Consider the following 22,717-nt stretch of genomic DNA (forward strand, 5'->3'; position numbering starts at 1 on the left):
CCCGCGGACCGCAGACCGGGTGGGAGAGCCTCGGGGCGACAATGCTTTTCGAGACCCGCGCCATTCGGGACGCCACGGCACTCTCACCGGGCGCGCGGGTGCGCGGTCGCCCAGACCTCGTGCAGCGTGCCGACCGTGACCAGGGTGTAGATCTGCGTGGTGGTCACCGAGGCGTGGCCCAGCAGTTCCTGCACGACCCGGACATCCGCGCCGCCGTCGAGCAGGTGGGTCGCGAACGAGTGGCGCAGGGTGTGCGGCGACACCTGCGCCGCGATGCCCGCGCGTTCGGCCGCGGATTGCAGGACCTGCCAAGCGGTCTGGCGGGACAGCCGGCCGCCGCGATGGTTGAGGAACAGGGCACTGTTGCCGCGGCCCCGCGCGGAGAGATCGGGGCGGCCGCGGACCAGGTAGTTGTCCAGGGCGGCCAGGGCGGGCCGGCCGATCGGGACCATGCGCTGCTTGCCGCCCTTGCCGCGCAGTACGACCGCGCGCTCGGCGGTGTCGATGTCGTCCACGTCCAGGCCGACGATTTCGGAGATGCGCGCGCCCGTGGAGTACAGCAATTCCAGCAAGGCCCGGTCCCGCAGCCCGCGCGGGCCGTCGGCGATGTCGCCGCCGGCCGCGTCGAGCAGCCGCGAGATCTGGTCGTAAGGAAGGGCTTTCGGCAGCCTGCGGGCGGGCGTCGGCGGTTTCACCGGATGGGCCACATCCGCGTCGGTGATCCCCTCCGCCGTCGCGAACCGGTGCAGCCCGCGCACCGCGACCAGCGCCCGCGACGCCGAGGACGCCGCCAGCGCGGGATGCTCGGCGTCGCCGGACCGCAGCGACACCATGTAGTCGGCAATGTCCGATTCGGCCACGCGCGCAAGCGTTTCCACCCCGCGCTCGGACAGGAAGTGCCGGTATCGCCCCAGATCGCGGCGGTAGGCGCTGAGCGTATTGCGCGCGGCGCCGCGCTCGACCGCCAGATGGTCGAGGTACGCGTCGATCTGCCGCTTCAGCACGGGTCACATCATTGCAGCAGCCACCGACGAACTCCCCCGGCCAAACCCTGGCAAACAGAACAAGTTTCCCAATCGGGATCTACTCCGCGTGCCCCCGCGCCTTGCGGTCCAGGAAGGCGGTCGGCAGGCCGGGCCACGGCGCGTCCGCGGGGCGCAGCACGGCCCCGGTGGCCCGGGCCGTCATCAGCGCGGTGACTCCGGCGACCGCGGTGGCATTGGTGATCTCCCCCGCCAGCGCGGCCTGCACCGCCTCCGCCAAGGGCATCCGCAGCAATTGGAGGTCGGCCTCCTCCATTTCCGGGTCGGGCCGGTCGGTTTCGTACAGCCCGGTGGCGAGATACACCCGCAGCGCCTCATCGGTGAACCCCGGCGACAGCGCCACATCCACCAGCACCGCCCACTCCCGCGCCGCCAGCCCCGTCTCCTCGGCCAGCTCCCGCTTGGCCGCCTCCAGCGGATCCTCCCCCTGCTTGTCCAGCAACCCGGCGGGCAATTCCAGCAACCGCCGCCCGATCGGATGCCGATACTGATTGATCAGCACCAGATTCTCGTCCTCGTCGAGCGCCGCCACCGCGACCGCCGCATGGTGCTCGATCACCTCCCGCTCGGCCACCTTCCCGCCGGGCATGACCACCTGGTCCAGCCGTAGCGCGACAATCGCCCCCGAGTACACGGTGCGACTGGACAGAACATCGAATTCGTGTGAACCGGGAACCGGACCGGAGGACGTCATCCGAGAACCGTAGCGCGAATCACCGTGCCGCCAGGACACACCGGACCCTCCGGCGGCGGGACCGTGGCGCACACCACGGGCACGCCGGCACGCCGAACGCGAGGCGCGGGCGGCACCCCCGGTGGAGCCAGGGCTCGAAACGCGAAACCGCCCGGCGCTCAGGGCGCTCGGGCGGTTTCGGGTTTCACCCTCGGTGGCGGGCTACTTGGAGACCTTCTCGCCTTCCGGCGCGGTGGCCTCGGCCGGGATCTCGACCGGGAGGCGTTCGGCGGCCTTGTACTGCAGCGCCGCCGAGATGAGCGCCGCGAACAGCGGGTGCGGGCGGGTCGGGCGGGACTTGAGCTCCGGGTGCGCCTGGGTGGCGACCAGGAACGGGTGCTGGTTCTGCGGGTATTCCACGAACTCGACCAGGTGGCCGTTCGGGGAGGTGCCGCTGAACTTCAGGCCGCTCTTGGCGATCTTGTCGCGGTAGGTGTTGTTGACCTCGTAGCGGTGGCGGTGCCGCTCGGAGACCTCGGTCTCACCGTAGGCCTGCGCGACCAGCGAATCCTTCTGCAGCACAGCCGGATACGCGCCGAGCCGCATGGTGCCGCCCAGGTCGGCCTCGCCGGCCACGATCTGCTCCTGATCGGCCATGGTCGAGATGACCGGGAACTTGGTGTCGGGCTCGAACTCCGCCGAGTTGGCGTCCTTCATGCCCACCGAGCGCGCCGCCTCGATGACCACGCATTGCAGACCCAGGCACAGGCCCAGCAGCGGAATTTTGTGCTCGCGGGCGAAACGAATGGCGCCCACCTTGCCCTCGATGCCGCGGATGCCGAAGCCGCCGGGGATCAGGATGCCGTCGACGTCGGCCAGGTGCGAGCGCGCACCGGCTTCGGTCTCGCACTCGTCGGACTGCACCCAGCGGATGTTGACCTTGGCCCGTGCGGCGAAACCGCCCGCGCGCAGCGCCTCGGTGACCGACAGGTAGGCGTCGGGCAGGTCCACGTACTTGCCGACCAGCGCGACGGTGACCTCTTCGCGCGGGTTGTGCACGCGGTCCAGTAGATCGCCCCAGACCGTCCAGTCCACGTCGCGGAAGGGCAGCCCGAGCTTGCGGACCACGTACGCGTCCAAGCCCTCCCGGTGCAGCACCTTCGGAATGTCGTAGATCGACGGCGCGTCCGGCGTCGAGATGCAGGCGTCCACATCCACGTCGCACATGAGCGCGATCTTGTTCTTCAGCGGCTGCGGCACATCGCGGTCGCAGCGCAGGATCAGCGCGTCGGGCTGGATACCGATATTGCGCAGCGCCGCCACCGAGTGCTGGGTCGGCTTGGTCTTGAGCTCGCCCGACGGGCCCAGGTAGGGCACCAGCGTGACGTGCAGGAAGAAGCAGTTGTCGCGCCCCACCTCGTGGCGGATCTGACGCGCCGCCTCGAGGAACGGCTGTGACTCGATATCGCCGACGGTGCCACCGATTTCGGTGATCACCACGTCGGGCGCCTGCCCGTGCAGATCGGGACCGGTCATCGCGAGGATGCGGCTCTTGATCTCGTCGGTGATGTGCGGGATCACCTGCACGGTGTCGCCGAGGTACTCGCCGCGACGCTCCTTGGCGATCACCTTCGAGTACACCTGGCCGGTGGTGACATTGGCGTCCCCGGACAGATCGCGGTCCAGGAACCGTTCGTAGTGGCCGACGTCGAGGTCCGTCTCCGCGCCGTCCTCGGTCACGAACACCTCACCGTGCTGGAAGGGGTTCATGGTGCCGGGATCGACGTTCAGGTACGGATCCAGCTTCTGCATCGTGACGCGCAGACCGCGCGACGTCAGCAGCTGACCGAGGCTGGAGGCGGTCAAACCCTTACCGAGTGAAGAGGCGACACCGCCGCTGACGAAGATGTGTTTCGTGGCCGCGCGCGCCGGAATCCGTGAATTACCCACGGGTCTTCACGGTAACACGGATTGCGGAGGCTGATCGCATGCCACGCGTGTTCGGCTGCCCGCGACCGACTCGGTTCCGCGTGTCGCGGGCAACCTTTCCGGTGCTCGGCGTTGGCTTTGTGTTCACCGCGGTCAATGCGGCATGGCGGCGACTGTGAGCGAGGTCGCCTTCGCACCCGTGCCGTAACGACCGGTACCGCCGTTCAGCTGCTCGGTGAGCCCGAGCACGGTGGTGATCCGCCCGATCTCGCGATCGGCGTTGTCGACGGTGGTGACGGCCGCCAGCCCCAGCTCGGAACGGGCCACCGCGATCGCGCCCGGCCCCTCGGCGGCCCCGTAGCGACCCGCCAGCACCACACCGGCGCCGTGGGACCGCAGCCCGCCCGCGAATCGGGCGATGATGGTGCCCCGGTTGTTCTCCTCGGCCCGCGCGCCGTCCCCGGTGACCACCACGGCCAGCTGGGCGGGCTGCACGTCCCCGGCGGGGGTCAGGAAGCCGCCGCCGCGCAGCGTCTCCAGGGCGAGGCCCCGCTCCTGCTGGGTGCCGCGTGGCTGCCCGCTGCCCGGATCGACCAGCAGCACCTGCCCGAGCAGATCGCCCGCGAGGCTGCCCTGGTCGACGGCGTCGACTTTGAGCTGCGCGCCCGCGGGCACCATGTTCACCAGCGCGGTCCGCAGCCGATCGCCCTCGGAGGAGTCGGTGAACGCGCCGGAGAGGCCGACCCGCCCGGTGACCGCGGCCCCGGCTGTGGTGAGTGCCGCGCTGACCGCGTCGACATCGCCGCTGTCCGCGTCGGGCGTGGTGAAGATCAGAACCGACCGATTGGCCAGAGCCCCGGTCAGCAGCTTGCCGGACGCGCCGGACAGGAAGGCGTCGGCCGCCTTCACCTGTTCGGTCAGCCGTCCGTTCTCGGCTCGCAGGTCGCCGACCTGCTGCCGCTCGCCCGTGCCGGAGAACAACCCGTTGCCTTGCGCCCGGGTGCCCAGCACCACGCCCACCGCCAGGGCCAGGAATACCGCGGCGATCGAAATCGCGTGGTGGCGAAAAGAAATCATTCGGTCCTCTACCTCTGCCGGTCCAATAGCCGCTCCACCCAGTGCCATCCGCGATCCCAGGTGTCGGAAATCCAGGTCACCGCTTCCGCGCCCATGTGCGTGGCCAGCACCGCGACCACCAGGGCCACCAGCGCGGCCAGCACCACCAGCGCGATCGCCCAGCCGGAACCCCGGTGCCGGTACAGCGAGGCCACGGCCTTGGCGTCCATGAGCTTGGTGCCCATCTTGAGACGGGTCAGGAAGGTCGCCGGATTGGAGTCGCGGCGGCCGCGGTCGAAGAAGTCGTCCAGCGAGGCCGCCGCGCCGACGGTCACGATCAGCGACGCGCCGTGGTGGTCGGCCAGCAGCAGCGCCAGATCCGAGGGCGCCCCCGAGGACGGGAACGTGGTCGCGCCGATGCCCAGATCCTGGATGCGCTCGAGCCCCTTGGCGTGGCCGTCGGTGTCGGCGGGCAGGATCACCTCCGCGCCGGACTTGAGCGTGGTGGCGGTGATCTCCTCCGGATCGCCGACGATCAGGTCGGGGCGATACCCGTGGCGGGTCAGGGTGTCCGCGCCGCGGCCCACGCCGATCAGGATCGGGGCGTACTCCTTGATGAACGGCTTGATGCGCTTGAGGTCCTCGATGTGCTCGGGACCGTCGGCCACCACCACGACATGCCGCTTCTTCATCTCGACCTCGACATCGGGCACGCCGATGCCGTCGATGAGCAAGGAGGACTCGGTGCGAATGAACTCTATGGTGTTGCCGGAGAACGCTTCCAGGTGGTCGGCGAGCCCGTTGCGGGCCTCGATCATGCGCTCGGCGATGGACGCCTCGGTGAGTTCGATGCCCTCCACGAGGGCCTCGGGCTCCTTCTTGGCGAGCTTGTCGGCGTAGACCACACCGCCCTCGACGCGCACCTTGGTGCCGTCCTTGATCTTCTTGAACACGTCCGAACTGACCGCGTCCAGCAACTGAATGCCGTTGGCCACCAGCACTTCCGGTCCCAGGTTCGGGTATCTCCCGGAGATCGAGGGTGAGGCATTGACCACCACCGCGACCTGGGCCTCGACCAGGCGGTCGGCGGTGAGCCGGTCGAGGTCGCACTCGTCGAGGACGACCACATCCCCCGGACCCACGCGCTGCAGCAAACGCCTGGTATTGCGGTCCACCCGGGCCATCCCGGTCAGACCCGGCAGCGTTTCGGTATTGCGCGACAGCAGGCCCATCATCTTCATAGCGACCGATGATCACCCCAAACTCTCAACCCATGGTGGAGGCGCGCCGGTCAGCATCACCATCTGATCGCCGAAATGTTGCTCGAGTCCCGGCGGTCACAGGTTGTCCGGTTCGCGGCTATCTTCTTACCGGCCGGTAAGGATATGCTCCGAGCACCGGCACGAAAGGAGACAATGCCGTCATGGCCAGCACCACGGTCGACACCGTCATTCCCGCCCCCCGCGACGTCGTGTACAAACTCTTCTCCGAGCGCGACAGCCTCAATCCCTTTCTGCCCATCAAGATCTCGCTGAAGAAGCCGGGCATCGGCAGCCCGTCCGGCGTCGGCGCCCAGTACCAGCTCGGCATCGCCGGCATCGGCCCGACCGAGGAGACCACCGAGCTCGTCCCCGGTGAGCGCATGGTCTACCGCGTCATCGCGGGCGCCCCGGTCAAGCGGCACGTCGGCACCATCGCCTTCTCCGACGCTCCCGGCGGCACCCGGGTCGTCTACACCATGGAATCCGAGCCGAGCCTCCCGCTGCCGGCCCAGATCCTCGAGCCCGGTCTGCGCGCCCTCACCAACGCCCTCATCGGCGGCGTGCGCAAGGCCGTGAAGTAGGACCGGCGCGACGAACGCACGAAAACCGGCCGGACCCGCTCGGGTCTCGGCCGGTTTTCTGTTCGGGGAGGCGTTATTCGCCGGAGGCGGCCGCGCCGACCTTCTCGGAGTGCGCGGTGGTGAGCAGCTCCCACGCGTGCGCGCGACCGGTCTCGGTGTCGCCCATGCCCGCCAGCATGCGAGCCAGCTCCACGACCCGTTCGTCCTGGGTCAGCGCCTTCACCCCCGACTTCACGGCCTGGCCGTCATCGAGTTTGTCGACCACCAGGTGGGTGTCGGCGAAGGCCGCCACCTGCGGCAGGTGGGTCACGACGATGACCTGATGGGTGCGCGCCAGACGCGCCAGGCGACGACCGATCTCGACCGCCGCGCGACCACCCACACCGGCGTCGACCTCGTCGAACACCATGGTGGTGCCGTGCTCGGAACTGGCCAGCACCACTTCCAGCGCCAGCATGATGCGCGAGAGCTCACCGCCGGAAGCGCTGCGGCTCAACGGCAGCGGATGCGCACCGGAGTGCGCGGCCAGCCGGAACTCCACCTCGTCGACACCGGTCGATCCGGCGTGCAGTTCCTGGCCGTCGATGACCAGCGGCGCCGAATCCTGCACGCCCGCCAGGATCGGACCGACGCCGACCTCGAGCCGCGCGCGGCCCATGGCGAGGCCGCCCAGTTCGGTGCTCACCGCACTGGCCAGCTTGCCGGCGGCCTTGCCGCGCGCGGCGGTCAGCTTGCGGGCGGTCTCGCGCACCTTCTCGGCGGCGGTCTCGACATCGGCGGCCAGCGCGGCCAGGGCTTCCTCGGACACGTCCAGCGAGGACAGCCGCGTGCGCGCCTCGTCGGCCCACTTGATGACGCCGTCGATATCGGGCGCGTACTTGCGGGTCAGCGTCTTGAGCTCGGCCTGCCGGGTCAGCATGGACTCCAGCGCGCCCGGATCCGACGGCAGATCCGAGAGATAGGAGCTGAGCTCGGTGGTCAGGTCCACCACCACCGAAATCGCCTCGCCCAGACGGGGAGCCAGCGCCGTCAGCTTCGGGTCGTCGGAGGATTCGATGCGCGCGCGGGCGGTGCCGAGCAGATCCAGCGCGCCCGCCGCCTCGCCCGGCGAATCCGCCGGACCGGCCAGCGCGTCGTGGGCGATGGACCCGGCCTCGCGCAGCGAGTCCAGATCCGAGAGCCGCCGCACCTCGCCGACGAGATGCTCGTCCTCGCCGGGTTCGGGTGCGATGGCGTCGATCTCGGCCAGCGACTGGGTCAGATGATCGGCTTCCAGCGCGAGCTCCCGGCTGCGCGCGGTGCGCTCCAGCAGCTGATTGCGCTTGTCCAGCCAGGCCTTTCGCGCCTTCTGATACTTGGCCAGCAGCGGGGCCACCGCATCGGAGGCGAACTGGTCCAGCGCGTGCAACTGCTGGTCCGGGCGCTGCAGCCGCAGCTGGTCGTTCTGGCCGTGCACGGTCAGCAGCGGACCGGTGAAATCCGAGAGCACCGAGGCGGGGACGGACCGGCCGCCCAGGTGAGCGCGGGAACGGCCGTCGCTGCCGACGGTGCGGACGGCGATGATGCTGCCGTCGTCATCGCGTTCGGCCCCGGTGGATTCCAGCACCTCCTCCACCTCGCCGACTGCGCCGTCGTGCACCTCGTCGACGGTGAAACGCCCCTCCACCACGGCTCGCGACGCGCCCAGGCGCACCCGGCCCGCGTCGGCGCGGGCGCCGCTGAGCAAATGCAGGCTCGTCACCACCATCGTCTTGCCCGCACCGGTCTCACCCGTCAAAACGGTCAGACCTTCGTGGAATTGTGCGGTGGCGGTGGAAATTACGCCCAGCCCGTCAATCCTGATCTCTGTCAGCACTCGTGCTCTCCGTCCGCTGTCGGCCTCTCCAGCCTGTCACGGGCAACTGGAATTTGCGCACCATCCGATCGGCGAACGGCGCGGAATCGAGCCGAACCCACCGCACCGGTTCGGTCCCGCGGACCGTCTCGACCCGGCCGCCCCGCGGCAATGCGAGGGTGCGTCGGCCGTCGAGAAAAACAATCGCGTCGTGTCCGGTCGCCACCGTTTCCACCGCGATCAGCGAATCCGGGCTGGTCACCAGGGGTCGCGCGAACAGGGCGTGGGCATTGGACGGAATCACCAGCAGCGCTTCGAGTTCCGGCCACACCACCGGACCGCCCGCCGAGAAGGCGTAGGCGGTGGACCCGGTCGGCGTGGCGATGAGCACACCGTCGCAACCGAACGCCGACACCGGGCGGCCGTCGACCTCGAGCACGACTTCGAGCACGCCCATGCGGGCCGCGTTCTCGATGCTGGCCTCGTTCAGCGCCCAGCCGCGTTCCACGATCGTGTCGTCGACGCGCACGGAGACGTCGATGGTCATCCGTTCCTCGACGGTGTAGTCGCGCCGCACCACCTGCGAGAGCGCCTCGTCGAGGTGTTCGGCCTCGGCTTCGGTGAGAAAGCCGATGCGGCCCAGGTTGATTCCGAGCACGGGCACCGACGCGGCGCGCGCGAGTTCGGCCGCGCGCAGGAACGTGCCGTCACCGCCGAGCGCGAGCACCATCTCGGTGCCGACCGCGGCGACCAGATCGTGCGTCATCACCCGCATCGGGTAGCCGTTGGAGGTGCCGTCGTCGTCGAGGTCGAAGCGGGTGCTGTAGGCCTCGTCCTCGAGCACCCGCAGCCCGATCCCGGCCCCGCACAGGATCTTCGCGACCCGATGCGCGGTATCGGTGATCTCCGGGCGTCCCGGATGTGCGACCAGCAGCACTTCCCTGGCCGGGCTCGCCGCGTTCACTGTGGACCCTCCTGCACCGCACGCTCGATCAGCGCCGCCACACGCGCCGCCTCGTCAGCATCGTAGGCGGCCGCACCGACGCCCGCGGCGTCGCCGGTCGCCACCGGTTCGGCCGGATCCGGCCCGACCGGCGCGGACTCCTTGCGCAGCCACAGGAAATACTCGACGTTCCCGGACGGACCGGGCAGCGGGCTGGCCGTCACGCCGCGCGTGCGCAGCCCGAGGGCCGCTGCCGCGGCGGCGACTTCGCGCACCACCTCGGCGCGCAACGCCGGATCCCGCACCACGCCACCGGAACCCACCCGCTCCTTGCCCACCTCGAACTGGGGCTTCACCATCGGCAGCAGATCCGCGCCCGGCGCGCAGCAGGCGGCCAACGCGGGCAGCACCAGCCCCAGGGAGATGAACGACAGGTCCGCGACCACCAGATCGACGGTGCCGCCGATGAGTTCGGGCGTCAGCGCCCGCACATTGGTGCGATCGTGCACCAGGACGCGGTCGTCGTTCTGCAGCCGCCAGATCAGCTGGCCGTAGCCGACATCGGCGGCCACCACCTCTTTCGCGCCCTTCGACAGCAGCACATCGGTGAAACCACCCGTGGACGCGCCCGCGTCCAGACAGCGCTTGCCGTCCACCGACACGCCCTGCGGCTCGAACGCCTCGAGCGCGCCCAGCAATTTGTGCGCACCCCGCGAGGCCCACTGCACCTCGTCGGGCTGCTCTCGCACCAGCAGGGGGGTGCTCGTTTCGACTCCGGTCGCCGGTTTGGTGGCGACCGACCCATTGATCAGGACGCGGCCCGCGTTGATCAGCTCGACCGCGTGTTCCCGCGACCGCGCCAATCCGCGGCGAACCAGTTCCGCGTCCACCCGCGCGCGCCTGGCCACCTCAGATCTTGTCCACCGTGGCCAGCGCCTGCACCAGCACCTCGTGCGCCTGCTCCAGAATCTTGGCCCGCCGCACGATGTCGGTGCCCTCCGAGTGCACGCTCGGCGCGCCCGGGAAGCCCGGATTCGGCGCGCCCGCCGACAATTCGGCCAGCAGCGCGTCCACCTCGGTCCGGACCCGATCCGGGTCGGCGAACTCCTGATTCGCGCCCGCCAGATGCTGTCCCGGCAGCGGCGCGCCCGGGCGGGGACCCGGCATACCGGGGTGCGCTCCGGGCGTGCCGGGATGTTGTCCCGGCACGGGAATCTGCGGTCGAGGCATGGGCATAGTCATCGTGGCGATAACGCTACCCGAACCCGCATTCGAACACACGTACCCCGCCGCATCCCGATCCGACCGCCGACCGGGGCGGCCGCGCCGACCACCCTCGGGTGCGGCTGACAGGACAAGGCAAATGGACAGCGACTTCGAGGAACTGATCGCCGAGGCCGACGCGGCCCCGGTGGGCGGGTGAGATTTCTCCTGGCTCGACGGGCGCGCCACCGAACAGCGGCCTTCCTGGGATACCGGCGGCAACAGGCAACGCGACTGGCGCCCGCGCGGGCCGCCCTGGATATCCGGACCGGCGGCGGCTGGGTGCTCGCCGAGGCCGCCGCCTTCCCGCCGACCATGGTCGCCACCGGATCGAGGCCGCCGGACCTGGCCCGGGCGACCCGGGCTGCTGCATCCACGCGGCGGTGGTCGCCGACCGGACCAACCGCCCCTGCCGTGTGAGGCTTGATACCTCGCGGCGTGCTAGATGGAGCGAATGGTGATCGCGCGGCCGGACGCCTTGGCCAGACGGTCGGCGATCGCCTCGGCGATATCGCCCTCCCCCGGCACCACCGGGTCGAGGTCGGCCACCGGCTGGTTCAGGGCATCCAGGGATTCGGCGATATAGGTCGGCATGCGATCGGCGGGCTGGGTGCGCAGATCCTCCAGCGTGCTCACGCCCGTGAGAACCATGAACGACTCCAGCCCGGTGGTGTGCGCGCCATCGATATCGGTGTCGAGGCGGTCGCCGACCACCAGCGCGTCACGGGTGCCCGCGCGTTCCAGCGCGTCCTCCATCAACGGCGCGTACGGTTTGCCGGCCACGATCGGCTCCAGTCCCGACGCGTGCCGCAACGCCGCCACCATGGACCCGTTGCCCGGCGCGAGACCGCGTTCGGTGGGCAGCGTCGCGTCGGTATTGGCGGCCACCCACAGTGCGCCCTGTCGCAGCGCGTAGGCGGCCTCGGCCAGATCCGGCCAGCCGGTCTGCGGCGAATGGCCCTGCACCACCGCGCTCGGCAGTGCGCCGTCGAAGCGACGGATCGCCTGCAGGCCCACGTTCTCCACCTCCGACATCAGGTCGTCGGTGCCGACCACGAGCACGGTGGACCCCGGCGGGATCCGCTGCGCCAGCAGCCGCGCGGCCGCCTGCGCGCTGGTCACCACCTCGTCCTCGTGCGCGTCGAAACCCAGGTCGCGCAGATGCAGCGCCACCGCGTCCGCCGAACGGCTCGCATTGTTGGTGACATACATCAGCCGCTGCGCGGGCGCACCCGCCGAGAGCGCTTCCGGCGCACCGGGAATCCGCTCGTGGCCGCGGAACAGCGTCCCGTCCAGATCCAGTAGCAAGGCCTCGAACCGGTCCCGCAATCGCATTACGCCGTCCCTCTCACTGTGCACAGAAACAGAAACGACCGTGCGGCTGCGCTGTGGCGCTGCCGCACGGTCGAGTTCACTTGCCGGTCCTAGTTCTCGGAGCCCTCGGCGGGCTTCGCCGACTTCTCCGGTCCATCGTCTTCGGAATCCCGCTCCGCCGCAGCCGAATCCGATTCGTCCTCGGCGTCTTCGTCTTCGGTGTCTTCGTCATCCTCGTCGAAGGCCGCGGTCCAGTCCGCGCCGTCGGCGTCACCCTCGCCGGAGAGTTCGGCGGCGCGTTCCTCGGCGTCGGTCTCGCCGTCGTGGTCCGCGGACGCCGCGTTCATGAACCAGGTCAGCGACTCGTCCTCGCGACCGGCGGCCAGCAGCGCCTCGGCGTAGGCGTAGAACAGCCGCGCGGCGGCCGAACCCGAGCGCGCCGGATCCAGCTCCGCGGTCTGCAGCGTCACCACGGCCTGGTCGAACTGACCCAGGTCCATACGCGCGCCCGCCACCACGATGCGCAGCTCGGTCGCTTCGTCGCCCTGCAGGGCGCGGGCCTCATCACTGCGGCCCAGCTCGATGGCGCGCTCCGGACGGCCCAGGCCCCGTTCGCAATCCGCCATGACGGCCAGCAGGCCGGAACCACCCGACATGCGCCGCGCGGTCCGCAGCTCCGACAGCGCCTCGGCCCACTCACCCGCGTGATAGGCCGCGACACCGGCGGTCTCGCGTACCACGGCGATCCGGCCGGCCCGCTGCCGGGCCGCCCGCGCGTGCTCGAGCGCCAGCTCCGGATCCTCGTCCAGCAACTGCGCCACCATCACCAGGTGCCGGGCCACCGTCTCGGCGTTGCTCTTGTCCAGGCTCAGCAGATCGCGCCGCACCGCCGGCTCGAGATCGGAGGGCTGCACGTCGTCCGGCAGGCCCGGCTCGTCGGGCCGACCCGACCGCCGCTCGCCCGGCCGGCCGCCACCGGCCCGCGCGCCTTCGCCGCCCCGGCGACGGTCCGCACCGCGATCGAACGACCGCTCGCCCGAACCGTTTCCGGCCTGCTCGAAATCCTTGTCCTCGCGGGCGGTCTCAGCACCGGTCGCGTCGACGTCGTCGCGCGCGAAGCTTCTCTTCTCCTCGCGCGGACCACGATCGCGATCGAATCCTCGTCCGCCACCACGGTTCTCACCGCCGCGGCTGAACCCGCCCTCGCGACGATCCCCACGACCCCGGTCGAATCCGCCTTCACGGCGCTCGCCGCGGTTGAAGCCGCCCTCACGACGGTCACCACCGCCACGGCTGAATCCACCCTCGCGGCGCTCCCCACCGCGATCGAAACCGCCCTCACGACGGTCACCGCCGCCACGGCTGAACCCGCCCTCACGGCGCTCGCCACCGCGGTTGAAACCGCCCTCACGACGATCACCGCCACCACGGTTGAAGCCACCTTCGCGACGGTCACCACCGCCACGGCTGAATCCACCCTCACGGCGCTCCCCGCCACGGTTGAAACCGCCCTCACGACGGTCACCACCGCGATCGAAACCGCCCTCGCGACGATCGCTGCCGCCACCACGATTGAAACCGCCCTCGCGGCGGTCGCCGCCCCGATCGAAACCGCCTTCGCGACGATCTCCGCCGCGGTTGAACCCGCCCTCGCGGCGCTCCCCACCGCGATCGAAGCCACCCTCGCGACGGGCACTGCCGCCACCACAGTTGAAGCCACCTTCGCGACGATCACCACCGCCACGGCTGAACCCGCCTTCACGGCGTTCGCCACCGCGATCGAAGCCGCCCTCACGGCGCTCCCCACCGCGGTGGAAACCGCCCTCGCGGCGGTCGCCGCGGTCCCGGTTGAATCCAGCGTCGCGATCGCCGCGGCTGTAACCGCCCCGGCTCCCGCCGTCACGATCGGAGCCGGTCCGGCCCTCGCCCCGATAGCCGCCGCGATCGCGGTCGCCCTCGGAGCGGTGGAAGCCGCCGCGCTCATTGTCCTTGCCGCGGTTGAAGCCGCCGCCACCACCGCGGTTGAAGCCGCCTTCGCGGCCGCCGCCGCCCTCGCGACGCGGACCACCGCCATACGACGGCCGGCCCTGCTCCCGGCGTCCGCCGTCCTCGCGTCGACCGTAGCCGCCCTGTCCGGATCCACCGTCATTGCGGCGGAAGGGTTTGCGGCCGTCGTTCTGCTCCGCCACGGTGATCCCTCTCTGTACTTTGTAGCCTGCGGTACCCGGCCACGGCGCTGGAGAGCGCGTGAGGAGGGCGGGTGGGCGATCCACCTACCCCAAATTCAATCACGCTGCCTCGAGCGTCAACGCAGCACCGGGTGCTTAAACGCCGATAAGGGGACCCAAGAGGGTCCCCTTATCGCGAAGGATGTTCCGGCGGTGTCCTACTCTCCCACACCCTGTCGAGTGCAGTACCATCGGCGCAGGTGGCCTTAGCTTCCGGGTTCGGAATGGGACCGGGCGTTTCCCCACCGCTATAGCCGCCGTAACTCTATGAAACTGTCACACAGAGAGCCAAACCCGGCACCCGCGAACGGGATTCGGATCTGTCTGCTCAGTGATCTGTGTGTTGTTTCAGATACTGCACAGTGGACGCGTAGCTTCTTTGTTGGTAAGTCCTCGGCCTATTAGTACCAGTCACCTCCATGCGTTACCGCACTTCCAGTTCTGGCCTATCAACCCAATGGTCTGTTGGGGGCCTTACCCCCTCGAGGGGGTGAGAAACCTCATCTTGGAACAGGCTTCCCGCTTAGATGCTTTCAGCGGTTATCCCTTCCGAACGTGGCCAACCAGCCGTGCTCCTGGCGGAACAACTGGCACACCAGAGGTTCGTCCGTCCCGGTCCTCTCGTACTAGGGACAGCCTTCCTCAAGTTTCTAACGCGCGCGGCGGATAGAGACCGAACTGTCTCACGACGTTCTAAACCCAGCTCGCGTGCCGCTTTAATGGGCGAACAGCCCAACCCTTGGGACCTACTCCAGCCCCAGGATGCGACGAGCCGACATCGAGGTGCCAAACCATCCCGTCGATATGGACTCTTGGGGAAGATCAGCCTGTTATCCCCGGGGTACCTTTTATCCGTTGAGCGACACCGCTTCCACTTGCCGGTGCCGGATCACTAGTCCCGACTTTCGTCCCTGCTCGACCTGTCGGTCTCACAGTCAAGCTCCCTTGTGCACTTGCACTCAACACCTGATTGCCAACCAGGCTGAGGGAACCTTTGGGCGCCTCCGTTACATTTTGGGAGGCAACCGCCCCAGTTAAACTACCCACCAGGCACTGTCCCTGAACCCGATCAGGGTCCGAGGTTAGAGGTCCAATACGATCAGAGTGGTATTTCAACGATGACTCCACGAACACTGGCGTGCCCGCTTCACAGTCTCCCACCTATCCTACACAAACCGTACCGAACACCAATACCAAGCTATAGTGAAGGTCCCGGGGTCTTTTCGTCCTGCCGCGCGTAACGAGCATCTTTACTCGTACTGCAATTTCGCCGAGTCTGTGGTTGAGACAGCTGAGAAGTCGTTACGCCATTCGTGCAGGTCGGAACTTACCCGACAAGGAATTTCGCTACCTTAGGATGGTTATAGTTACCACCGCCGTTTACCGGGGCTTAAATTCTCAGCTTCGCTCCGAAGAGCTAACCGGTCCTCTTAACCTTCCGGCACCGGGCAGGCGTCAGTCCGTATACATCGTCTTACGACTTCGCACGGACCTGTGTTTTTAGTAAACAGTCGCTTCTCACTGGTCTCTGCGACCCAACCCAGCTCCCACCGCAAGGGTGTTCACCAGACCGGGCCCTCCTTCTCCCGAAGTTACGGAGGTATTTTGCCGAGTTCCTTAACCACAGTTATCTCGATCGCCTTAGTATTCTCTACCTGACCACCTGTGTCGGTTTGGGGTACGGGCCGTGTACCAACTCACTAGAGGCTTTTCTCGGCAGCATAGGATCACTGAATTCGCCTCAATCGGCTACGCATCACCTCTCAGGCTATATGTCTGGCGGATTTGCCTACCAGACGCCCTACAGGCTTACACCAGGTATTCCATCACCTGGCCCAGCTACCTTCCTGCGTCACCCCATCGCTTACCTACTACAGCCAGGGTCATGCGCAGCCGCGTTCCCTCTCGCCCGAAGGCTCGATAAGACCGCATTTGGGCACTTAGCACAACTGATTCGATATTTGGCGCGGATACACGGGTACGGGAATATCAACCCGTTGTCCATCGACTACGCCTGTCGGCCTCGCCTTAGGTCCCGACTCACCCTGGGCGGATTAACCTGGCCCAGGAACCCTTGGTCATTCGGCGGACGAGTTTCTCACTCGTCTTTCGCTACTCATGCCTGCATTCTCACTCGCATGGCCTCCACGGCTGGATCACTCCGCCGCTTCCCTGGCCATACGACGCTCCCCTACCCACCCAGACGACTGGCCCGAAGGCGATCTGTATGTCTGAGTGCCGCGGCTTCGGCGGTGTACTTGAGCCCCGCTACATTGTCGGCGCAGAATCACTTGACCAGTGAGCTATTACGCACTCTTTCAAGGGTGGCTGCTTCTAAGCCAACCTCCTGGTTGTCTTCGCGACTCCACATCCTTTTCCACTTAGTACACGCTTAGGGGCCTTAGCCGGCGATCTGGGCTGTTTCCCTCTCGACTATGAAGCTTATCCCCCACAGTCTCACTGCCGCGCTCTCACTCACCGGCATTCGGAGTTTGGCTGACTTCGGTAAGCTTGTGGGCCCCCTAGGCCATCCAGTAGCTCTACCTCCGGTGAGAAACACGCGACGCTGCACCTAAATGCATTTCGGGGAGAACCAGCTATCACGGAGTTTGATTGGCCTTTCACCCCTACCCACAGCTCATCCCCTCAGTTTTCAACCTAAGTGGGTTCGGGCCTCCACGACGTCTTACCGTCGCTTCACCCTGGCCATGGGTAGATCACTCCGCTTCGGGTCCATAGTGTGCGACTCAGGGCGCCCTATTCGGACTCGCTTTCGCTACGGCTCCCCCACACGGGTTAACCTTGCCACACACCGATGACTCGCAGGCTCATTCTTCAAAAGGCACGCCATCACCTATTACAGCTCTGACGGATTGTAAGCGCACGGTTTCAGGTACTATTTCACTCCCCTCCCGGGGTACTTTTCACCTTTCCCTCACGGTACTAGTCCGCTATCGGTCACCAGGTAGTATTCAGGCTTATCGGGTGGTCCCGACAGATTCACAGCAGATTTCACGGGCCCGCTGCTACTCGGGTGCCCACCACATGAGCCAAGATGTTTTCGTCTACCGGACTCTCACCGTCTACGGTTGGCCATCCCAGACCAATTCGACTAACAACTTGGTTTCTTACTCATGCCCAATTCGGCAGAATTGGGAAGATGGGTCCCACAACCCCGGCTATGCAACGACTGCCGTCTATCACACACAACCGGTTTAGCCTCTTCCGCTTTCGCTCGCCACTACTCACGGAATCACTGTTGTTTTCTCTTCCTGTGGGTACTGAGATGTTTCACTTCCCCACGTTCCCTCCACACGCCCTATATATTCAGGCGCGGGTAACACGACATCACTCGTGCTGGGTTTCCCCATTCGGAAATCCTCGGATCTCAGCTTGTTTGACAGCTCCCCGAGGCTTATCGCAGCCTACTACGTCCTTCATCGGCTCCTGGTGCCAAGGCATCCACCGTACGCTCTTACACACTTACTAACAAAGATGCTCGCGTCCACTGTGCAGTTCTCAAACAACACACAAGTCCGAATCCGTGTTTCAGCACCAGCCCGAGCAAGCCCGGCGGTATGACTGAGAATTCAGCCTCGTCGTTTTGATTCCTAGAAAGAATCGCTTCCGCGTGTTCTTTCAGGACCCAATAGTGTGTCGGTATATTCACCGCGGGCCGGCCACATGGGACCAACCGCGATGCGATGAAAGTTGTCAGTGTTCCACCCATGAGCTCCAGCCGGACTACATGTGAGTCCGAAACTGTCTCTGCCAGAGGCGATCTCGACTGTTCGAGACACCATCTGGAGAAGTGCTCCTTAGAAAGGAGGTGATCCAGCCGCACCTTCCGGTACGGCTACCTTGTTACGACTTCGTCCCAATCGCCAATCCCACCTTCGACAGCTCCCTCCACAAGGGTTAGGCCACTGGCTTCGGGTGTTACCGACTTTCATGACGTGACGGGCGGTGTGTACAAGGCCCGGGAACGTATTCACCGCAGCGTTGCTGATCTGCGATTACTAGCGACTCCAACTTCACGGGGTCGAGTTGCAGACCCCGATCCGAACTGAGACCGGCTTTAAGGGATTCGCTCCACCTCACGGTATCGCAGCCCTCTGTACCGGCCATTGTAGCATGTGTGAAGCCCTGGACATAAGGGGCATGATGACTTGACGTCGTCCCCACCTTCCTCCGAGTTGACCCCGGCAGTCTCTCACGAGTCCCCGCCATTACGCGCTGGCAACATAAGATAAGGGTTGCGCTCGTTGCGGGACTTAACCCAACATCTCACGACACGAGCTGACGACAGCCATGCACCACCTGTACACCGACCACAAGGGGGGCCATATCTCTATGGCTTTCCGGTGTATGTCAAACCCAGGTAAGGTTCTTCGCGTTGCATCGAATTAATCCACATGCTCCGCCGCTTGTGCGGGCCCCCGTCAATTCCTTTGAGTTTTAGCCTTGCGGCCGTACTCCCCAGGCGGGGTACTTAATGCGTTAGCTACGGCACGGATCCCGTGGAAGGAAACCCACACCTAGTACCCACCGTTTACGGCGTGGACTACCAGGGTATCTAATCCTGTTCGCTACCCACGCTTTCGCTTCTCAGCGTCAGTTACTTCCCAGAGACCCGCCTTCGCCACCGGTGTTCCTCCTGATATCTGCGCATTTCACCGCTACACCAGGAATTCCAGTCTCCCCTGAAGTACTCTAGTCTGCCCGTATCGACTGCAAGCTTGCAGTTGAGCTGCAAGTTTTCACAATCGACGTGACAGACCGCCTACAAGCTCTTTACGCCCAGTAATTCCGGACAACGCTCGCACCCTACGTATTACCGCGGCTGCTGGCACGTAGTTGGCCGGTGCTTCTTCTACAGGTACCGTCACTTGCGCTTCGTCCCTGTCAAAAGAGGTTTACAACCCGAAGGCCGTCATCCCTCACGCGGCGTCGCTGCATCAGGCTTTCGCCCATTGTGCAATATTCCCCACTGCTGCCTCCCGTAGGAGTCTGGGCCGTGTCTCAGTCCCAGTGTGGCCGGTCACCCTCTCAGGTCGGCTACCCGTCGTCGCCTTGGTGGGCCGTTACCCCACCAACAAGCTGATAGGCCGCGGGCCCATCTCGCACCAGTAAACCTTTCCAACCCAGACCATGCAGTCCAGGCTCATATCCGGTATTAGACCCAGTTTCCCAGGCTTATCCCAGAGTGCGAGGCAGATCACCCACGTGTTACTCACCCGTTCGCCGCTCGTGTACCCCGAAGGGCCTTACCGCTCGACTTGCATGTGTTAAGCACGCCGCTAGCGTTCGTCCTGAGCCAGGATCAAACTCTCCGTTGAAGACTCTAGACACGCTCCGAAGAGCGAATCAGAAGTATCTCGAACCAGAGTCCGAAAACCTAGCAAAACAGTCGGCCGGAAAATTGACCGACTTAAATGTCCGACCCCATCACACGGGGGGTGTGAGGCCGGAACCAAATTTCAAAATTTGGCACTGACATTCATCGACACACTATTGAGTTCTCAAAGAACACACGCACACGACTTCGAACCTGAAGTTGATCAGATTCCCCATCGAGGCAACTTTTCCAGCCTAGTCATCGAACCTGACAGATGTCAAGAACTAATTTTCTGACTGGAAGGTGTTCACGTCCGGCGCTCCTCGTCCAACCTCGTTTCCGTTTCCGATTTCCAGCCTCTGAGCTGGGCTTTTCGGTCCCGGTCGGTGTCCGTGTCGCTCTGACCTGGACTAAGTTACGCGGCGGATAACGCCAGGTCAAATCCGCTGGTCGCCGGGGCGTTTGCGCAGGTGAACGAGCTGCGGATCGGGCGAATCGGGGGCCTGAGCCACCGGCTTGTGACTCAGGTCATTTCGATCTTGTTCGCCTATCGCGGATCGCGTCAGGCGCCCGCGCGGCGCACGCCGGCGAAGTTCTTCTTGCCGCGCCGCAGCACCAGCCAGCGTCCGTGCAGGTAGTCGGCCTCGGCGGGGATCCACTCGGGGTCGGCGACCTTCTCGTTGTTGACCGACGCGCCACCCTCGTTGACCGCGCGCCGGGCCGCGCTGCGGCCCTCGCACAGACCGGAGTCGACCAGCAGATCGACGATGGTCGAGGTGGGAGTGGCCTCGGCGAGCTTGCCGTCCACCGCGGATTCGGCGAGCGCCGCCGACAGTGTGGACTCGTTCAGTTCGCGCAGGTCGCCGCGACCGAAAAGGGCCTGGCTGGCGAGCTGCACCGCGTGGGTGTTCTCCTCGCCGTGCACCAGCGTGGTCATCTCCGCGGCCAGGCGCTTCTGCGCTTCGCGGGCGAAGGGCCGCTCGGCGGTGGCCTTCTCCAGTTCGTCGAGCTCCTCGCGGGACAGGAAGGTGAACCAGCGCAGGTAGCGGACCACGTCGGCGTCGGCGGTGTTCACGAAGTACTGGTACCAGGCGTACGGGCTGGTCATCTCCGGGTCCAGCCACAGGCTGCCGCCACCGGTGGACTTGCCGAACTTCTTGCCGTCGGCCGAGGTGACCAGCGGGACGGTGAGCGCGTGCACGTGCTCGCCGTCGACGCGGCGGTTGAGCTCGACGCCCGCGATGATGTTGCCCCACTGATCGGAGCCGCCGACCTGCAGCGTGCAGCCGTACTCGCGGCGCAGCTGCAGGAAGTCGTTGGCCTGCAACAGCATGTAGCTGAACTCGGTGTAGGACATGCCGTCCGACTCCAGGCGGCGCTTGACCGTGTCACGGGCCAGCATGACGTTCACCGAGAAGTGCTTGCCGATATCGCGCAGGAACGAGACCGTGCTGAGCGGTCCGGTCCAGTCCATGTTGTTGGCGATGATCGCCGCGTTGTCGCCGCCGTCCAGATCGACGAAACGTTCCAGCTGGGCGCGGATGCGGCCCGCCCACTCGGCCACGGTGTCGGTGGAGTTCATGGTGCGCTCGCCGACGTCGCGGGGATCGCCGATCAGACCGGTCGCACCGCCGGCCAGCACCACCGGGCGGTGGCCCGCGCGCTGGAAGCGCTTGAGCGCCAGCAGCGGGACCAGGTGGCCGGCGTGCAGGCTGGCCGCGGTCGGGTCGAACCCGGCGTAGAGGGTGATCGGGCCCTTGGCCGTGGCCGCGCGCAGGGCGTCCAGATCGGTGGACTGCGCGATCAGTCCGCGCCAGGTCAGTTCATCAATGATGTCGCCGCTCACGACCTCTATCTTTCCGCACGTGAATATGGCGGTTGCAGAGGGTTGAGCCGTCGCGGCGGATCGGTACAAGCCCGGACCGATCCGCCGCGTCGGCGGGTGGAACTACCGGAGACGCCCACAGGCCCGTCGCCGAAGCGACGGGCCGGGGGCCTGCGGTAGTCCGGTCACTTCACCAGGTCGGTGAAGGTGGCGAAAGAGGCGCGGCGCTCGTAGGCGATCCAGGCGAAGACGGCGACCAGGACCAGCGGGAAGATGGCCAGGCTCGGCGCGCCGAGCAGGAAGGCCTGGGTGGCGGCGGCGCACACCATGGTGATGGACAGGCCCGCGGCGGCCGGACCGGACAGGCGGGGGATCATCAGGCCCAGGCCACCGGAGACCTCGACCAGGCCGGTGAGGTAGCGGAACCAGTCGCCCCAGCCGATCTCGTTGTAGATGCGCACGGCGTCGGCCTGGCCCACGAACTTCGGCAGGCCGGAGGCGATGATGAAGAACAGCCCGAGGACGATCTGCAGGGTCCACAGCACGCGGTTGCGGAGCTTGGTCGGGGCGGCGACGGTGATGGTCGGGGTGGCGGCGATCGTGGTCATGTCGAATGTCCTTCCGGGGCTTGTCGGTTCGGTTTCGAACCGCTTGCTGGATAGGACGGGGGCCGTCGCGGAAAATCATCGCGGTCCCGAAAGTTTCATTTCCGCGCAGGTCAGGCTAGGCGTCGAAGGCTGCCTTGAGGGCGCTGAGGTGCACCCGGCTGGCGGTGGCGGCCGCCTCGGGGTCGCGGGCGCGGATGGCGTCGTAGAGGTGTTCGTGCGCGTCGTGATCGCGCTCGGGTGTGCGCATGGGGCGGATGCGCAGCATGTCGATCATGGCGTGGCGCGAGCGCGGGACGAAGGCGTTGAACAGCTCGAGCAGGATGTCGTTGTGGGCGGCGGCCACCACGGTGCGGTGGAAGGCGGTGTCGGCGTCGACCAGTCCTTCGACGGTGTCGCCGCTTTCGGCGCGGGCGGCCAGGGCGCGCAGCATGGCGCGCAGGTCGGCGGGGGTGCGCCGGCGGGCGGCCAGGGCGGCGCCCTCGGCCTCGATGGCGATGCGGGCCTCGATGACGGTGACGATGTCGCTGCGGCGCAGCACCGTGTCCCAGTCCTCGGGGGTGTCCAGGGCGGTGACGAAAACGCCCGCCCCCTGGCGGCTTTCGAGCACGCCGCGACCGGCGAGTTCGCGGATGGCCTCGCGCAGGGTGGAGCGGCCGACGCCGAGCTGGGCGGCGAGGGTGGTCTCGCCGGGCAGTTTGTGGCCCAGCTGCCACTCCCCCGCACGAATCCGGGTGAGCAGCACCTCGGCGGCTTGTGCGGCGAGCGGATGCCTCTGGACCTGCGCCACGTGTCGCTGTCCTCTCTACTTGTCTGAGGAGTT

General features: G+C 66.7%; 14 protein-coding genes, 3 rRNA genes and 2 pseudogenes. 2 read left to right on the forward strand and 17 right to left on the reverse strand.

What is annotated here, in order from left to right; genetic code table 11:
- Positions 1 to 83: 83 nt before the first annotated feature.
- From xerD to steA, 5 genes are all read right to left on the reverse strand, one after another.
- Positions 84 to 1,004 carry a site-specific tyrosine recombinase XerD gene (gene xerD, locus ACQPYY_RS22265; protein WP_357287039.1) on the reverse strand — a complete coding sequence of 307 codons (921 nt, stop codon included), beginning with the start codon at positions 1,002 to 1,004 and terminating at the stop codon, positions 84 to 86.
- Between the two features lie 79 nt (positions 1,005 to 1,083).
- Entirely contained in the window at positions 1,084 to 1,737 is a 654-nt protein-coding gene (locus ACQPYY_RS22270) for an NUDIX domain-containing protein (protein WP_379104915.1), read from the reverse strand.
- Between the two features lie 201 nt (positions 1,738 to 1,938).
- Positions 1,939 to 3,666, reverse strand: coding sequence for a CTP synthase (locus ACQPYY_RS22275; RefSeq protein WP_433590862.1), 1,728 nt, complete (start codon positions 3,664 to 3,666; stop codon positions 1,939 to 1,941).
- A 132-nt stretch (positions 3,667 to 3,798) separates the two neighbouring features.
- Positions 3,799 to 4,722, reverse strand: coding sequence for a copper transporter (locus ACQPYY_RS22280; protein WP_433590863.1), 924 nt, complete (start codon positions 4,720 to 4,722; stop codon positions 3,799 to 3,801).
- Positions 4,723 to 4,730: 8 nt separating this feature from the next.
- Positions 4,731 to 5,942, reverse strand: a complete 1,212-nt coding sequence (steA, locus tag ACQPYY_RS22285; RefSeq protein ID WP_433590864.1) for a putative cytokinetic ring protein SteA — start codon at positions 5,940 to 5,942, stop codon at positions 4,731 to 4,733.
- A 182-nt stretch (positions 5,943 to 6,124) separates the two neighbouring features.
- Between steA and ACQPYY_RS22290 the strand changes: the two genes are divergently transcribed.
- The gene (locus tag ACQPYY_RS22290; protein ID WP_357287026.1) at positions 6,125 to 6,544 is read left to right on the forward strand and encodes an SRPBCC family protein; all 420 of its coding nucleotides are present in this window, start codon (positions 6,125 to 6,127) and stop codon (positions 6,542 to 6,544) included.
- 73 nt (positions 6,545 to 6,617) lie between these two features.
- Here the strand turns inward: ACQPYY_RS22290 and recN are convergent, their stop codons facing one another.
- From recN to ACQPYY_RS22310, 4 genes are read right to left on the reverse strand one after another with little or no spacing between them, the layout of a single operon-like run.
- Positions 6,618 to 8,399, reverse strand: a complete 1,782-nt coding sequence (recN, locus tag ACQPYY_RS22295; RefSeq protein WP_379104923.1) for a DNA repair protein RecN — start codon at positions 8,397 to 8,399, stop codon at positions 6,618 to 6,620.
- The gene (locus ACQPYY_RS22300; protein ID WP_379104925.1) at positions 8,377 to 9,342 is read right to left on the reverse strand and encodes an NAD kinase; all 966 of its coding nucleotides are present in this window, start codon (positions 9,340 to 9,342) and stop codon (positions 8,377 to 8,379) included. Before ACQPYY_RS22300 ends, recN begins: the two co-directional genes overlap by 23 nt.
- On the reverse strand, positions 9,339 to 10,229 hold the full coding sequence (locus tag ACQPYY_RS22305) for a TlyA family RNA methyltransferase (protein WP_433590865.1): 891 nt from the start codon (positions 10,227 to 10,229) through the stop codon (positions 9,339 to 9,341). Before ACQPYY_RS22305 ends, ACQPYY_RS22300 begins: the two co-directional genes overlap by 4 nt.
- 1 nt (position 10,230) lies before the next feature.
- Complete coding sequence (locus tag ACQPYY_RS22310) at positions 10,231 to 10,551, reverse strand: hypothetical protein (RefSeq protein WP_433590866.1); 321 nt, start codon at positions 10,549 to 10,551, stop codon at positions 10,231 to 10,233.
- A 133-nt stretch (positions 10,552 to 10,684) separates the two neighbouring features.
- Between ACQPYY_RS22310 and ACQPYY_RS22315 the strand changes: the two are divergent.
- A pseudogene (locus ACQPYY_RS22315) lies at positions 10,685 to 10,999 on the forward strand (SAM-dependent methyltransferase); the annotation flags it as partial.
- A gap of 26 nt (positions 11,000 to 11,025) precedes the next feature.
- Here the strand turns inward: ACQPYY_RS22315 and ACQPYY_RS22320 are convergent.
- The 8 genes and pseudogenes from ACQPYY_RS22320 to ACQPYY_RS22355 form a co-directional block, all read right to left on the reverse strand.
- A complete protein-coding gene (locus ACQPYY_RS22320; RefSeq protein WP_433590867.1) occupies positions 11,026 to 11,919 on the reverse strand; it encodes an HAD-IIA family hydrolase in 894 nt (297 codons plus the stop codon).
- 254 nt (positions 11,920 to 12,173) lie between these two features.
- Positions 12,174 to 13,127, reverse strand: a pseudogene (locus ACQPYY_RS22325) (hypothetical protein); the annotation flags it as partial.
- 1,144 nt (positions 13,128 to 14,271) lie between these two features.
- A 5S ribosomal RNA gene (gene rrf / locus ACQPYY_RS22330) occupies positions 14,272 to 14,388 on the reverse strand.
- Between the two features lie 119 nt (positions 14,389 to 14,507).
- Positions 14,508 to 17,615, reverse strand: a 23S ribosomal RNA gene (locus ACQPYY_RS22335).
- A gap of 333 nt (positions 17,616 to 17,948) precedes the next feature.
- Positions 17,949 to 19,465, reverse strand: a 16S ribosomal RNA gene (locus tag ACQPYY_RS22340).
- The 16S, 23S and 5S rRNA genes sit together here, the layout of an rRNA operon.
- Before the next feature lie 561 nt (positions 19,466 to 20,026).
- Entirely contained in the window at positions 20,027 to 21,310 is a 1,284-nt protein-coding gene (gene tyrS / locus ACQPYY_RS22345) for a tyrosine--tRNA ligase (RefSeq protein WP_379106680.1), read from the reverse strand.
- Positions 21,311 to 21,474: 164 nt separating this feature from the next.
- On the reverse strand, positions 21,475 to 21,897 hold the full coding sequence (locus tag ACQPYY_RS22350; protein ID WP_433590868.1) for a DoxX family protein: 423 nt from the start codon (positions 21,895 to 21,897) through the stop codon (positions 21,475 to 21,477).
- A 115-nt stretch (positions 21,898 to 22,012) separates the two neighbouring features.
- Positions 22,013 to 22,684, reverse strand: coding sequence for a FadR/GntR family transcriptional regulator (locus ACQPYY_RS22355; RefSeq protein ID WP_433590869.1), 672 nt, complete (start codon positions 22,682 to 22,684; stop codon positions 22,013 to 22,015).
- Positions 22,685 to 22,717: the final 33 nt, after the last annotated feature.

Origin of the sequence: Nocardia sp. CA-145437 (assembly GCF_050956485.1) — a bacterium.
Taxonomy (GTDB): Bacteria; Actinomycetota; Actinomycetes; order Mycobacteriales; family Mycobacteriaceae; genus Nocardia.